Annotated in this window: 11 protein-coding genes; 6 read left to right on the top strand and 5 right to left on the bottom strand. The window is 39.9% G+C overall.

Going from position 1 to position 13,172, the window contains the following annotated elements; translation table 11 throughout:
- Positions 1-107 precede the first annotated feature (107 nt).
- Both ACXITR_RS01555 and dprA read left to right on the top strand, forming a co-directional pair.
- The gene (locus ACXITR_RS01555) at positions 108-551 is read left to right on the top strand and encodes an Rrf2 family transcriptional regulator (RefSeq protein WP_457995476.1); all 444 of its coding nucleotides are present in this window, start codon (positions 108-110) and stop codon (positions 549-551) included.
- 8 nt (positions 552-559) lie between these two features.
- Positions 560-1,747, top strand: coding sequence for a DNA-processing protein DprA (dprA, locus tag ACXITR_RS01560; RefSeq protein ID WP_457995477.1), 1,188 nt, complete (start codon positions 560-562; stop codon positions 1,745-1,747).
- Positions 1,748-1,812: 65 nt separating this feature from the next.
- On the opposite strand, the gene ACXITR_RS01565 is transcribed toward dprA, so the two are convergent.
- The 3 genes from ACXITR_RS01565 to aroB all read right to left on the bottom strand — a co-directional run bounded on the left by ACXITR_RS01565 (position 1,813) and on the right by aroB (position 5,680).
- Positions 1,813-2,625, bottom strand: coding sequence for a hypothetical protein (locus ACXITR_RS01565; RefSeq protein ID WP_457995478.1), 813 nt, complete (start codon positions 2,623-2,625; stop codon positions 1,813-1,815).
- 156 nt (positions 2,626-2,781) lie between these two features.
- Positions 2,782-4,404 (bottom strand): MFS transporter, encoded by a 1,623-nt coding sequence (locus ACXITR_RS01570; protein WP_457995479.1) that lies wholly within the window; start codon positions 4,402-4,404, stop codon positions 2,782-2,784.
- A 193-nt stretch (positions 4,405-4,597) separates the two neighbouring features.
- Positions 4,598-5,680, bottom strand: coding sequence for a 3-dehydroquinate synthase (gene aroB, locus ACXITR_RS01575; RefSeq protein WP_457995480.1), 1,083 nt, complete (start codon positions 5,678-5,680; stop codon positions 4,598-4,600).
- A 101-nt stretch (positions 5,681-5,781) separates the two neighbouring features.
- On the opposite strand from aroB, the gene petL reads away from it, so the two are divergent.
- From petL to purL, 3 genes are all read left to right on the top strand, one after another.
- Positions 5,782-5,877, top strand: coding sequence for a cytochrome b6-f complex subunit PetL (gene petL / locus ACXITR_RS01580; RefSeq protein ID WP_069790161.1), 96 nt, complete (start codon positions 5,782-5,784; stop codon positions 5,875-5,877).
- A gap of 84 nt (positions 5,878-5,961) precedes the next feature.
- Positions 5,962-7,131, top strand: coding sequence for a tetratricopeptide repeat protein (locus ACXITR_RS01585; protein ID WP_457995481.1), 1,170 nt, complete (start codon positions 5,962-5,964; stop codon positions 7,129-7,131).
- A 100-nt stretch (positions 7,132-7,231) separates the two neighbouring features.
- Positions 7,232-9,508, top strand: coding sequence for a phosphoribosylformylglycinamidine synthase subunit PurL (purL, locus tag ACXITR_RS01590; protein ID WP_457995482.1), 2,277 nt, complete (start codon positions 7,232-7,234; stop codon positions 9,506-9,508).
- Here the strand turns inward: purL and ACXITR_RS01595 are convergent.
- Together ACXITR_RS01595 and ACXITR_RS01600 are read right to left on the bottom strand one after the other, a co-directional pair.
- Positions 9,505-10,509, bottom strand: coding sequence for a pentapeptide repeat-containing protein (locus ACXITR_RS01595; protein ID WP_457995483.1), 1,005 nt, complete (start codon positions 10,507-10,509; stop codon positions 9,505-9,507). The genes purL and ACXITR_RS01595 overlap by 4 nt on opposite strands.
- 417 nt (positions 10,510-10,926) lie before the next feature.
- Positions 10,927-11,751, bottom strand: coding sequence for a hypothetical protein (locus ACXITR_RS01600; protein ID WP_457995484.1), 825 nt, complete (start codon positions 11,749-11,751; stop codon positions 10,927-10,929).
- A gap of 265 nt (positions 11,752-12,016) precedes the next feature.
- Here ACXITR_RS01600 and ACXITR_RS01605 point away from each other — a divergent pair, with 265 nt between their 5' ends.
- The gene (locus ACXITR_RS01605; RefSeq protein WP_457995485.1) at positions 12,017-13,171 is read left to right on the top strand and encodes a cysteine desulfurase family protein; all 1,155 of its coding nucleotides are present in this window, start codon (positions 12,017-12,019) and stop codon (positions 13,169-13,171) included.
- The last annotated feature ends 1 nt before the right edge of the window (position 13,172 follow it).

Raw genomic sequence — 13,172 nt, forward strand, 5'->3', positions numbered from 1 at the left:
TCTTTGTTTCTGATCTATAATATACTAAAATAGCATTTTTTTATTTTATTTCTAAACTTATTGTCCTTTAATATGTTATTCCTGTTTTTTTAATATTTTTTCTTTATATGAAGTTAACTACTAAGGGGCATTATGCGGTCAAAGCCTTGTTGGATCTTAGTTTACAACCTGATTTTAAACCTACCTCTGTAAGGGCGATCGCCCTTAGACAAAATATTCCTGCACCCTATTTAGAGAAAATATTAATAAAAATTCGTCAAGCGGGATTAATAAATTCTGTGAGGGGGTCACAAGGGGGTTATCAATTAGCCCATGAAACCGATGAAATATCCCTAGGACAAATACTCGAAGCAGTGGGGGAAAATTTAGAATCAATGCCCTTAGATATTAGTGGTCAAAACAACTCTACTGACTGGGTTACGGTTGCTTTGTGGCGTAAATTAAACCAAAAAATAAGACAGGCAATTTATAGTATAACTTTAGCTGATTTATATTATGATGCTCGTAGTCGTCAAGCCTCTCTGGGGGAAGAAAATAACTTTATCGTATAGGATGAAACATGAGTAATAACCGAGAAAAAAAGTATTGGTTGGCATGGTCAAATATCAAAGGATTAGGTGCAACATCTATTAGAAAAATTCATCAAACTTTTAATAGTTTAGAGATAGCTTGGCAGGTTTCTTCTCAAGAATTATTAATGGTGGATGGCATCGGCAAAAAACTTAGTGAAACCATCGATCAACAAAGAGGAAAAATTGACCCTGATTCCCTTTTTCAACAACACATTGAAAAGAATCCTTTTTTTTGGACTCCTAGTGATGATTTATACCCCCATTTATTATTAGAAATTCCTAGCCCTCCCGCTATTCTTTATTACAAAGGAAAGATAGTGGAAAAAGAAAATAATGGCATTACACCGATGATTGGTATTGTCGGTACTCGTAAACCCACCGAACATGGTCGTCGCTGGACTTATAATATTAGTAAAGCACTAGCACAGAAAGGTTTTATTATCGTTTCAGGGTTGGCGGAGGGTATCGATACCGTTGCCCATCGTGCCTGTTTAGATGCAGGGGGTAGAACTATTGCGGTATTAGGTAATGGATTAGATCGAGTTTATCCCCCTAGTAACCGTGATTTGATGAGGGAGATTACCCAAAAGGGATTAATCATGACGGAGTATGCCCATGGTAGTCGCCCAGAAAGGGGAAATTTTCCTGCCCGTAATCGTATTGTGGCGGGGTTATGTCGAGCAGTATTGGTGATGGAAGCACCGGAAAAGTCGGGAGCTTTGATTACAGCCCATTATGCGACGGAGTTTAATCGAGATGTCTATACCTTACCCAATACCCCTGATAATTTTCAGGCAAGGGGTTGTTTGAGGTTGATTCATAGGGGGGCGGAAATAATTGTCACCCCAGAGGAGTTACTAGCTAGTTTGGGGAGTATTCCTGATTTAGATCAACCTCAGCAATTATCTTTATTTAGTGAAAATGTACAACAGGATGCTTTTGATGGGGTAGTTGTAAAATCCTCTGTTGTGGTAAAACCAAAAGAGCCTAATTTGAGTCCTCCTTTGAGTATAGTATATGGTGCGATCGCCCCTGACCCCACATCTTTAGATATGGTAGTAACAAAAACACAACTACCCACCGCCCAAGTGTCAGGAATTTTACTACAACTAGAATTAGAAGGACTTATTACCCAATTACCCGGCATGAAATACAAAAAAGTAATGGATAATTGAGAATTGAGAATGGATAATTAGATATTTAAAATTATCTGAGCGTTGGTTATTCTCAGTAATCTAATCTAATAACTTAAACTAGAACGTAAGGTAAGATTAAGATCCCTTCTAGTATCAAAAGAAATTACCTCCGCAGAAGAAGGCCCCTGACGGAGTAATAAACCAGCCAATGCTCCTAAACCAGCACCACCCAAAATTTTCTCGGTGGAAATAACCCTGTTACCAGTTACTCCAGAAATTAGGGTAGCCGCTGCTGCCCCTGCCAATGCACCTTGCCAAATGGAATCGCTATTACCCCCCCTTTCAACTACTTCGGTGCGAGTAACTACATTAGATTCAATATCAATGGGCATCCTTGTACCATTAGGATAAACGATAGTTCTACCCACAAATAAAGAACCTCGACCATTTCTTGCTGGGCGAATTTCCCCCTCAATACGGCTGTTGACAGGAATTACAATATTATTACGATTATTTCTAATATCTCTATCTACAGTAAGGGTTAAAGGTAAAGTTTCTTCTTTCGTTACATAAATTCTGGTGGCGTTTCTATCTTCTGCATAAACGGTGGGAACATTTGTTCCTGCAGGAAGGCTAAGTTGCGCATTTTGTTGGGTAAAGATACCTCTATTTTCATTGGAAACTGGTACAGTATCTCTGCGGTTTCGAGAAGAATTGTTATCACCACGAAAATCTCTGTTATTTCTAGCAGGAAAATCACCACGAAAATGTCTGGAGTTACGACTTTGAGCGGCAACGGAGCTAATACCTGTAGTGGAAATCATCCCTGCACAAAGGGTTAGGGCAATAATAGATTTAGGCTTGACTAAGGATAATACTTTTTTTTGATTGGAGGTTCTGGAGGAAGAGTTAAACATATTAATAAAATATCCTGAAAGTTATCAACTAATTTATTTAGACTGGCAAAACCATAAAAAGTTCCAAAAAAAAATTGATATTGACAACCTAATTAAAATATTCCTTTTCTTACCTGTGCGTAAGTAGAGCAAAATTAGATTTAAATTGTGCAATACTTATAAATTTTTCTGGTCTAACTTTAATCTGATTTGACTATGATATTCTCTGGTAATGGGATAAAAGTAGGCAAGAATTACTCCCATAACTAATACGATGGCGGGTAAAACCGAAACCACCAGACGAATGGCAAGGAGGGCAGAGGAAGGTTGGGTGGGAATTGCTTCTCCGGGAATGTTTCTGATAAAGCCTGATGCGTCTAGGGCTATGCCCACAAGGAATAAGCCAAGGGCTAGTCCAAATTTTTGCAACAGTACCATAAAGCCATAGAAAATTCCTTCTCTACGTTTTCCTGTGTTTAGTTCGTCAAGGTCAATTACATCGGGTATCATTGACCAAGGGATTAGATAGGCTACCGAAACTCCGAATCCTGCGAGGATAGCAAGAATATATAGTAGTGTTGTTTGCCCGGGTTGAATGAGAAATAAGCCGATTTGGGCGATTACCCAAATACCTGAGCCGAGGAAGTAAACTATTTTTTTGTCTAATTTTTTACTGATTATTTGCCAAACAAACAGCATTATTAAGGCTGTACCCTGAACTGCGATCGCAACTTGGGGAAAGGCACTTTCGGGTAATCCCATCCAGTTAACCACAAAAAAGAGCAATATGGAGGCGGTGAGTTGCACGGCTAACCATGAGCAAAGATAGATACCGATAACGAATAAAAAGGGTTTGTTACTAAATACGATTTTTAGTTGGCGAAAAAAGGGAATTTGTTCTTGATTTTGATTATCTTTGATTTCCTCTGGAATGAGTAAATGTTCTTCTGTTTTTCCTGTAATAAATGTCCATGCCATGGCACTTAATATAATAGTAAAAAACAAAAATATAATGCCTTCAAATATATCTTGAGAAGTGACATTATTAACTATTCTAATAACTGCAAATATACTTAATATTGTGGCTATGGCAATTAATAAAAATCCTAGGTTTTTTCGATTATTTCTGGTTAATAATGGCTTTTTCCCCCTTTCTTGTAGTTGTAAAGGACACCAAACTAGGGCTACCAAGGCAATTAGACTAGATAAAAAACCTAAGATTAAATATTTTTCTTGATCTTGACCATCATAAATATCAAATATTATTCCTGCTAAGATTAAGGAAAAAATACTAGCACCGATGGAAAAACTGAAGCGAAAACTGTTTAAATTTGTGCGTTCATTATAATCTTTGGTTAATTCTGGGGTGAGGGCTTGATAGGGTAAATTAACGGCAGTATAGCAGATGTGAAAGGCGATCGCCACTACCATGTAGTATATAAATAGGTAAATAGTATTTGTGCGAGGATCATCACTAAAACTAGGTACTACCCACATCAGGAAAAAGAAGACGACAAAAGGAATTGCCCCTAATATCATCCAAGGGATACGGCGCCCCCAGGGGGTTGAGGTGCGATCGCTCGACATTCCAATGATAGGATCATTAATAGCATCACTAATCTTACCAATCATCAAAATACTACCCGCCAAACTAGGACTTAAACCAGCTACATTAGTAAAAAAAGGTAACAGGAAAAAAATCAATAAATTAGCAGACAAAGCAGTGCCAACATCCCCCGCCCCAAACGCTAATTTAGTGGTAAATGCTAACTTTTCCGTCTTATTAGTTGATGAAACCATCTTTTTTAATTCCTAAAAATTAGTATGGGGGTAAAAGTAAAATAATATTTAAAATTAAATATCGTGTTTTCTTTGATTATGGGGTACGTCTGTTATTTCCCAATCCCACTTATTAAGGGCGATTTAGGGGCATTATTCTATATTTTACGACCATGATAACTGCTATATTAAACCCTCACAAGGTAACACATCATCAGAAACAATCCCTCAATAAATCTGCTGTAATTTCATCGGTAATAATCACCTTACCAACTTCAGTGGGTAAAATAAAACGTACCTTTCCAGCCTTAACCTTTTTATCCAACTGCAAACTATCCAGTAAATCTTCCTTATCCACCGTATCAGGGATATTTAACGGTAAACCAGCCTTCTCAATTAACTTATTTTGTCTGATTAGCTCATCCTCCGTCCACAAACTAGCCCCCACAGCAATTTTTCCAGCCACCGCCATGCCAATGGCTACCGCTTCCCCATGGACAAAGGTATTGTAATTAGTCAAACTTTCTACCCCATGCCCTACCGTGTGTCCATAATTAAGGATAGCCCTTACCCCCCCTTCCCGTTCATCCTGTCGCACCACCTCCGCCTTCGCCAGACAAGAACGTTCTAAAATGTAACGGAGTAACTCAGGATCTAAAACATTCATAGAATCAAGGTTCTCAGCCGATTCTAAGCGGTAAAACAACTCTTTATCCCAAATCACTCCATATTTAATCACCTCCGCCATACCAGCCCGAAACTCTCGCTCTGGCAATGTTTTTAAAACCGTAGGATCAATTAACACCAATTTAGGTTGATAAAAAGCCCCAATCAAATTTTTTCCTCGGGGATGATTTACCCCCGTTTTTCCGCCCACCGAAGCATCCACCATGGCAAGTAAGGAAGTAGGAATCTGAATAAAATTTATTCCCCTCAACCAAGTAGAAGCGGCAAACCCCGTCATATCTCCAATGACACCGCCCCCCAAAGCTACCATGGTAGAGTTTCTTTCTAGGCGTAAATCTAAAGCCTGATCATAGATTTTACTGATAGACTCAAGGGTTTTATAACTTTCCCCTGCGGGAATTAGATGATAATTAACCTCATATCCTTCTTCGACAAAAGCATCTATCACCGTTTGTCCGTAATAATTAAAAATTTCGGGGTTAGAAATGACCAAAATCTTTTTACCGATACCCAAAGACTTTGCTTTGCGCCCAATTTCTCTTAATCCATCTGTAGCGATGTGGATTTCGTAGGCGTTTTGGGGTAGTTTTACAGGGATGATTGAGTGCATCGTTAATTATTAAAAGACTGGGGTGGTATAACTTAGTGATTGGTTTAGCAGTCTATTGTACAATAGATCGGTTATCCATTTTAAGTTAAGGAGTTTTATATATGTCTGGTGTAATTGCATATGTTGGCATCATTGGTGGTTTCACCGTAGCCGCTGTGGGTTTATATTACGGTTTTCGTGCTTTAAAATTATTATAAAATCCATCGCCCTATCTGTTTCCTAGATAGGGTTTTTTTCAAAAGACTATAATAGATGACGGTCTAAATTTTTCTACACATATCATGTTCCCCAAAAAAGGTTTTGTTATCTACTGTTGGTTATTGTTGTTAGCTATTTTTACAATTTCTAGCCCTGTTTTTGCTCAAAGCAGAAGGGTTAACCCTATTAATGAAACCGTTAGGGATGAGTTATTGCCAAGGGGAAATAATTTAACTCGAGAAGAAAGGGAAGCCCTGCAAGGGGCCCTTGAGGAGTTGAATCAATCGGCACAAAGTCAGCTAGAGTTGGGTAATGTCGATGGGGCTTTCGAGATTTGGTATCGTCAAATAAGATTAAGTCGTTTTTTGGGAGTTAGGGAAGAGGTTGAAATAATTGGTGAGGTTGGGGCGGTAGCATGGGCTAGGGGTAGGGGAGATGATGTTAATTTTTTGAGTGAAAGGTTGTCTGTTTTACAGTCTCAGAATACTAGGAATAATCGTCTTAACCCCCAGCTTTTGCCTTATTTTTTGGTAGCTTATGAAAATTTGAGGAATGGTGATAATTCGGTTTTATTAAGACAGCAGTTGTTAGGAGTTGCGCGGGAAGAAAATAATCAGGAAGAAATAATAACTAATTTGGAGGCTTTGGGTAGTTTATATTTAGCTCGGTTTAATTATGTGGAGGCTCAACCTATTTATGAGGAGTTGCTAACTATTGCCCAACAAGAGAGAAATTTTCTGGCGGAGTCTAATTATTTAAGAAGGTTATCCCAAATTAATGGGGCGATGTTACGTCCTGAAAATACCATTGAATATAATAAAAAGTTGATTGCGAGTCATGTTAGGGATAATAATTTAAGGGCTGTGGCTTTGATTGAGATTTCCATCGGGGATAATTATCGGTTATTGGATAATCCAGAGGAGGCGGCGGTATTTTATCATGGGGCTTTTAATACGGCATGGACTCAAGGACAATTTGCGATCGTCACTGATGCCCTCAAAAGATTGGGTAATCTATATCAGGAATATGAGGAATTAGATGCGGCGCTGACTGTTTATGACGAATTGATAAAATTACAACAACAAGCCTATGATTATTTTGGCTTAATGGGAACCCATGAGCAAATAGGTATAATTCATCAACAAAAACAAAACATTACCGAGGCGAGAAACTCTTTTACAAGGGCTTTACAAATCGCCCAAGAAATTAATCATCGAGAACAACATTATCGAGATTTACTTTCTCAACTTTAAACCTTTTCTCCACCGTTTGAATCCTCAAGAAAAAAATTTGATTAAGATATATGAATATGGGATAATGTAGGCGTTAATTCACAAAAACAAACAACCATATATGTCAGCGCCCTTTACCCCTGAAGAAATTGCATCCGAAGGCTTAAAACCCTCTGAGTATGAAGATATAGTCCAACGCTTAGGCAGACACCCCAACAAAGCAGAATTAGGGATGTTTGGGGTAATGTGGTCAGAACATTGTTGTTATAAAAATTCTCGCCCTCTCCTTTCCCAATTTCCCACCACGGGGGAAAGAATTTTAGTAGGGCCTGGAGAAAATGCAGGGGTTGTGGATTTTGGAGACGGGTTACAGGTAGCCTTCAAAATTGAATCCCATAATCATCCCAGTGCGATCGAACCCTTCCAAGGAGCCGCCACGGGGGTAGGGGGTATCCTCAGAGATATTTTTACCATGGGTGCGCGCCCCATCGCCATTTTAAACTCCCTTCGTTTCGGTAATTTAGACAACCCCCACACCAAAAGAATTTTTCAAGGGGTAGTAGAGGGTATAAGTCACTACGGGAACTCGATTGGAGTTCCCACCGTGGGCGGTGAGGTGTATTTCAATTCCGCTTACAAAGGGAATCCCCTCGTTAATGCCATGGCTATCGGCTTGATGGAAACTGAAACCATTGTTAAGTCTGGGGCTTCTGGGGTAGGAAATCCCGTTTTATACGTTGGCTCCACCACAGGGCGTGATGGTATGGGAGGCGCAAGTTTTGCCAGTGCCGAGTTAACGGACGATTCCATGGACGATCGCCCTGCGGTACAAGTAGGAGACCCTTTCCTCGAAAAATCCCTTGTGGAAGCCTGTTTAGAAGCCTTTAAGACGGGGGCAGTGGTAGCCGCCCAGGATATGGGTGCCGCAGGAATTACCTGTTCTACCTCTGAAATGGCCGCCAAAGGGGGATTGGGTATTGAGTTAGATTTAGACAAAATTCCAGCTAGGGAAACGGGAATGATACCTTATGAATATCTCCTTTCCGAGTCCCAAGAAAGAATGTTATTTATTGCCCAAAAAGGCAGAGAGCAAGAATTAATCGATATTTTCGAGCGTTGGGGACTCCATGCCGTGGTAGCAGGGGAAGTAATCGAGGAGCAAATTGTGCGCATCCTCCACCAAGGAAGCATCGCCGCCGAAGTACCCTCCACCGCCCTAGCGGATAATACCCCCGTCTATCACCACCAACTACTTTCCGAAGCCCCCGAATATGCCCAAAAGGCATGGACTTGGAACGAAAGCGAATTGTCTGAGTGCGACGAAAACGGGGTAAAAGGTCAAAAATGGTCTGAAGTTCTTTTAACCCTCCTCGATCAGCCCACCATCGCCTCCAAACGGTGGATTTACCGCCAATACGATCACCAAGTACAAAACAATACGGTCATGCTCCCTGGGGGCGCTGATGCTGCCATCGTTAGGGTGCGTCCTGTTAACGGTAAACCCGAATTAGCGAAAACGGGTATAGCTGCCACCACCGACTGTAACCCCCGTTATGTGTATCTCGATCCCTATTTAGGGGCATCTTTAGCGGTGGCCGAGGCAGCTCGTAACCTTAGTTGTGTGGGGGCTGAACCTATTGCAGTAACGGATAACCTTAACTTTGGTAGCCCTGAAAAGCCCATCGGTTATTGGCAGTTACACCACGCCTGTAGTGGTATTTCCGAAGCCTGTCGTCAATTTGAAACCCCTGTGACGGGGGGTAATGTTTCCCTCTATAACGAAACCGTGGACAGCGAGGGCAATCCTCAACCCATTTACCCTACCCCTGTTATCGGGATGGTGGGTTTAATTCCTGATATTACCAAAATTGCGGGGCAAGGATGGCAAAAAGAGGGGGATTTGATTTACTTCTTAGGGGCTTTTAATCCTAGTTTGGGAGCTTCTGAATATTTGGCAACTATCCATGACACCATCGCTGGAAAACCCCCTGCCCTAGATTTTGAGTTGGAAAAGGCGGTACAAAAAGCCTGTCGTGAAGGGATTCGCCATGGTTTGGTAAACTCTGCCCATGATTGTGCGGAGGGTGGTTTTACCGTTGCCCTTGCGGAGTCTTGCATCGGTGGGAATGTGGGTGCTGTGGTTAATTTACCTGCTTTTGATGGTCGTTTCGATAGGGCTTTATTTGGGGAGTTAGCTAGTGCCATTATCGTTTCTGTTTCCCCTGAAAATAAGGAGTCTTGGGAGCAGTTTTTGGCGAACCATTTACCTAATAATTGGCAGGAAATTGGGGTTGTTAAGGGTAGTAATTTACAGGTTAATTCTGGTCAATCCCTGATTGATGTTGACCTTTCTTCTATGGTTAATACTTGGGAAAGTGCGATCGCCCGTCGCCTCTAAACGTGAATCTTACCATCAGGCATAGTCGCCCCTGTCAGAATTGCATCTGATAAATCTATGCCTGATAAATCCGCATCCCGTAAATTTGCCCCCGTAAAATTAGCACCCCTTACAATAGCCCCATCAAGACAAGCACCCCAAAGATAGGCACCGTGGAGGTTAGCATTACTCAAATCAGCACCCTTTAAATTAACCAAATTAAGATTAGTAAAACTTAAATCCGCCATCCTCAAATCCGTTTCACTCAAATCACTTTTCATCAAATTAGCCTGAACAAATTGAGCACCTTTCAACTGTCCCTTATTTAGCACCACATTTTTTAAATCTGCCTTATCCAAAACAGTACGGCGCATATAGGCAGACTGCATATTACTACCACTGAGATTAGCACCATAGAGCTTCATGCCACTCATTTTAGTTTCCTCTAAATCCATGGCACTAAAATTAATACCATGTAAATCCAAACCATTAAGAAAAGCCCCCTTTAACTTAATGCCATAAAGTTTAGCCCCCCGCAAATTAGCACCACTTAACCTTGCACCGCTTAAATTCGTCCAATTCAAATTCGCCTTTTCTAAATTAGCACCCCGTAAATTAATCCCCTCCAAATTAGCACCGCAAAGATTCACTCCCGGTAAATTTGCCATATAAAGACTCACCCAATTTAATACCGCACCGCTGAGGGTTGCCCCCTGTAAATCAGCCTTATGTAATTGAGCACCCTGTAAATCAGCCTTAGTTAAATCTGCTTCCATCAATAAGGCATCTTTGAGCTTCACAAAACTAAGATTTGCCCCATAAAGAAAAGCCCCCCGCAAATCAGACTCCAGTAAAAAGCATCGTTGTAAATCTGACCATGCTAAATGAGCTTCCATCAACTTAGAGCGAGATAGATTAGCATAACTTAAGTTCATCCCACTTAAATTACTCTTACTTAAATTGATTTCCCTAAAGTCACGATCGCCCTTATCATAGCGTTTGAGTATATCACTAATTTGCATTTTCTTCTCTCCAAAAAACTAGGGGTTACAGTAACTTAATATCTTCTAAAAATTATCAAAAAATAATATTTTAAAAATTAACTATTTTTTCAACATAGATATTGTTTACAAAGACTAACATTTAAATTAGCCAAATTAAAACAACCCCCAGAGCTTAATTAATATCAACAAAATTAGTAATTCTCTCGAGTTATTTGTCTTTATTATATGATCCTCATTTTTGAAATAGTTAGTTTTTTAATAAAACCTAGTCAAAATTATTTAAACTTTATTTTTATTTACAAAAATATACTAAAAAATCCGCATAATATACGGATGATAAACATTTTGATGACATCAAAAAGAAAAAGGGGTTTAAACCCCCTATTATTATTAAAAATTTAACCTTCTCCCCTGAGCAAAAAACACAAAGAAATACTACGACTCCCGAGGAATAAACTCCTTCTCTTCCTCCTTATAAAACCACGGAATGCCGTCAGGATCTCGACTTTGGCTCCAAATCCCAAAATCATCATCCAACTTTCTTTTACCCACAGTGCTAGGGCTAACCTCCAACCGTTTCGCTAACTCCGTTTGATTTAAAACCATAGTAGAAGTTTCAATCACCTCTCCCAAATCAGACTGAATTACTTCAGGGGGATTTACTGGGGAAATATCATTCTCCTCAGAGACATTATCATCACTATTTTCGCTAATAGATTCCTTTGCTATGGATACATCCTCAGTATTAGCGGAAGTATCAACACCAGTAGAAGATTGAGGCTGAGATTCAATTACTGTGGTAGTATTCCCATCAGAAGAACGAGAATCAGATGAAGAGATTACATTGGTTTTTGGTGCAGATTCGGTTTCACTATCATCAAGAATACTGCCCAAAGTATTCGCACTTAGGAAATAATAAACAACTCCTTGATTATCATAAAGTCTTTTTACCGCTCCATATTCCTCTTTTTTACGATCTAAATACCATTTAGATATACGAGCGCTCAAACCTGTTTTTGAAGATAAATCCAAAATAGTTAAACATCCCTGATTGACGTTAACTAATTGATTAAATAAAGGATCAATTTGTGCAGATAGTTGTTGCCATTGGTAGGTTTGCCATATCTTCCACCCTAATGCAAAAGCAAAAGCTCCGACAATTAGGGGCCAGGCGACAAAAACCACCATGGTTACAAGAGCGAAAGGCAGTAATACTAATAGTAAACCGTTAGCACCACTATCTATTACTTTTCCAGTCATAGTATTAAGTGGTTAATTTGATTATGAACATTTTATTTTAGCTGATTTTGGTCTATATCCTGAGATTGCAAAAAAAATTCATACATTATTCTCAAAAGTAGTGTCGTGAAGGTGGGCAATGGGGAATAGGTAATGGTTAAAATCCTATTTCCCGAGTTGTGGCTTACACAACAAAGCCATAGTGAACCATAATTGACAATCAACTAGGGTTAATGGACAATGAAACTTATTATCAATTCTCAATTATCCATTATCAATTAAGATCATGCGTCCAATATATTTAGATTGTCATGCTACTACTCCCATGGATAAAAGAGTATTAGAGGCAATGATGCCTTTTTTTACCGACTATTTTGGTAATTCTTCTAGTATTGCCCATGTTTACGGTTGGGAAGCAGAAGCGGGAATTAAAAAAGCGAGGGAAATCATTGCAGGGGCGATAAATGCTCAGGAAAATGAAATCGTTTTTACCAGCGGGGCAACGGAGGCGGATAATTTAGCCATTAAAGGGGTAGCAGAGGCCTATTTTGATAAGGGAAAACATATCATTACCGTAGCAACCGAACACAAAGCAGTAATTGAGCCTTGCGAATATTTGATGGATTTGGGATTTGAAGTCAGCTTTTTACCCGTTAGGCAAGATGGTTTACTAGATTTAGATTTATTACAGGACACAATCCGAGAAGATACTATTTTGGTATCGGTGATGGTAGCGAACAATGAAATTGGAGTATTGCAACCCATCGCTGACATTGGGCAAATTTGCCATGATAGGGGGATTCTTTTTCACACGGACGCAGCCCAAGGTATTGGTAAAATACCCCTCAATGTGCGATCGATGAATATTGATTTGATGTCTCTCACAGCCCACAAAATTTATGGACCAAAAGGAATAGGCGCTTTATATATCCGTCGTCGCAATCCGAGGGTAAAAATTGCCTCACAGATTCAGGGGGGAGGGCAAGAGAATAAAATTCGCTCTGGTACTTTGTGTACTCCTAATATTGTGGGGTTTGGTAAGGCGGTGGAAATAGCTATCAATTCCATGGAAGAAGAAAATATTAAACAAAAACAACTGAGGGATTATCTCTGGCGGGAAATTAGTCAACTAGAAGGGGTTATCCTTAATGGGGATTTAGAAAAAAGATTGTCTGGCAACCTTAACATTAGTGTTAAAGATGTCGATGGTGCGGCTTTAATCCTTGCCCTACAGTCCACCGTTGCCGTTTCCTCTGGCTCTGCTTGTACTTCTGAATCCACAAAACCATCCCATGTGTTAACGGCGTTAGGACATCCTAAAACCCTTGCCCAAGCATCCCTAAGATTTGGTATCGGTAGATTTAATACTGAAGCCGAAATAAAAAAAGTAGCACAAGCCACCGTTGATGCGGTTACCGCTTTACGCAAATCAAGAAGATGAA

Source organism: Cyanobacterium sp., assembly GCF_054166785.1.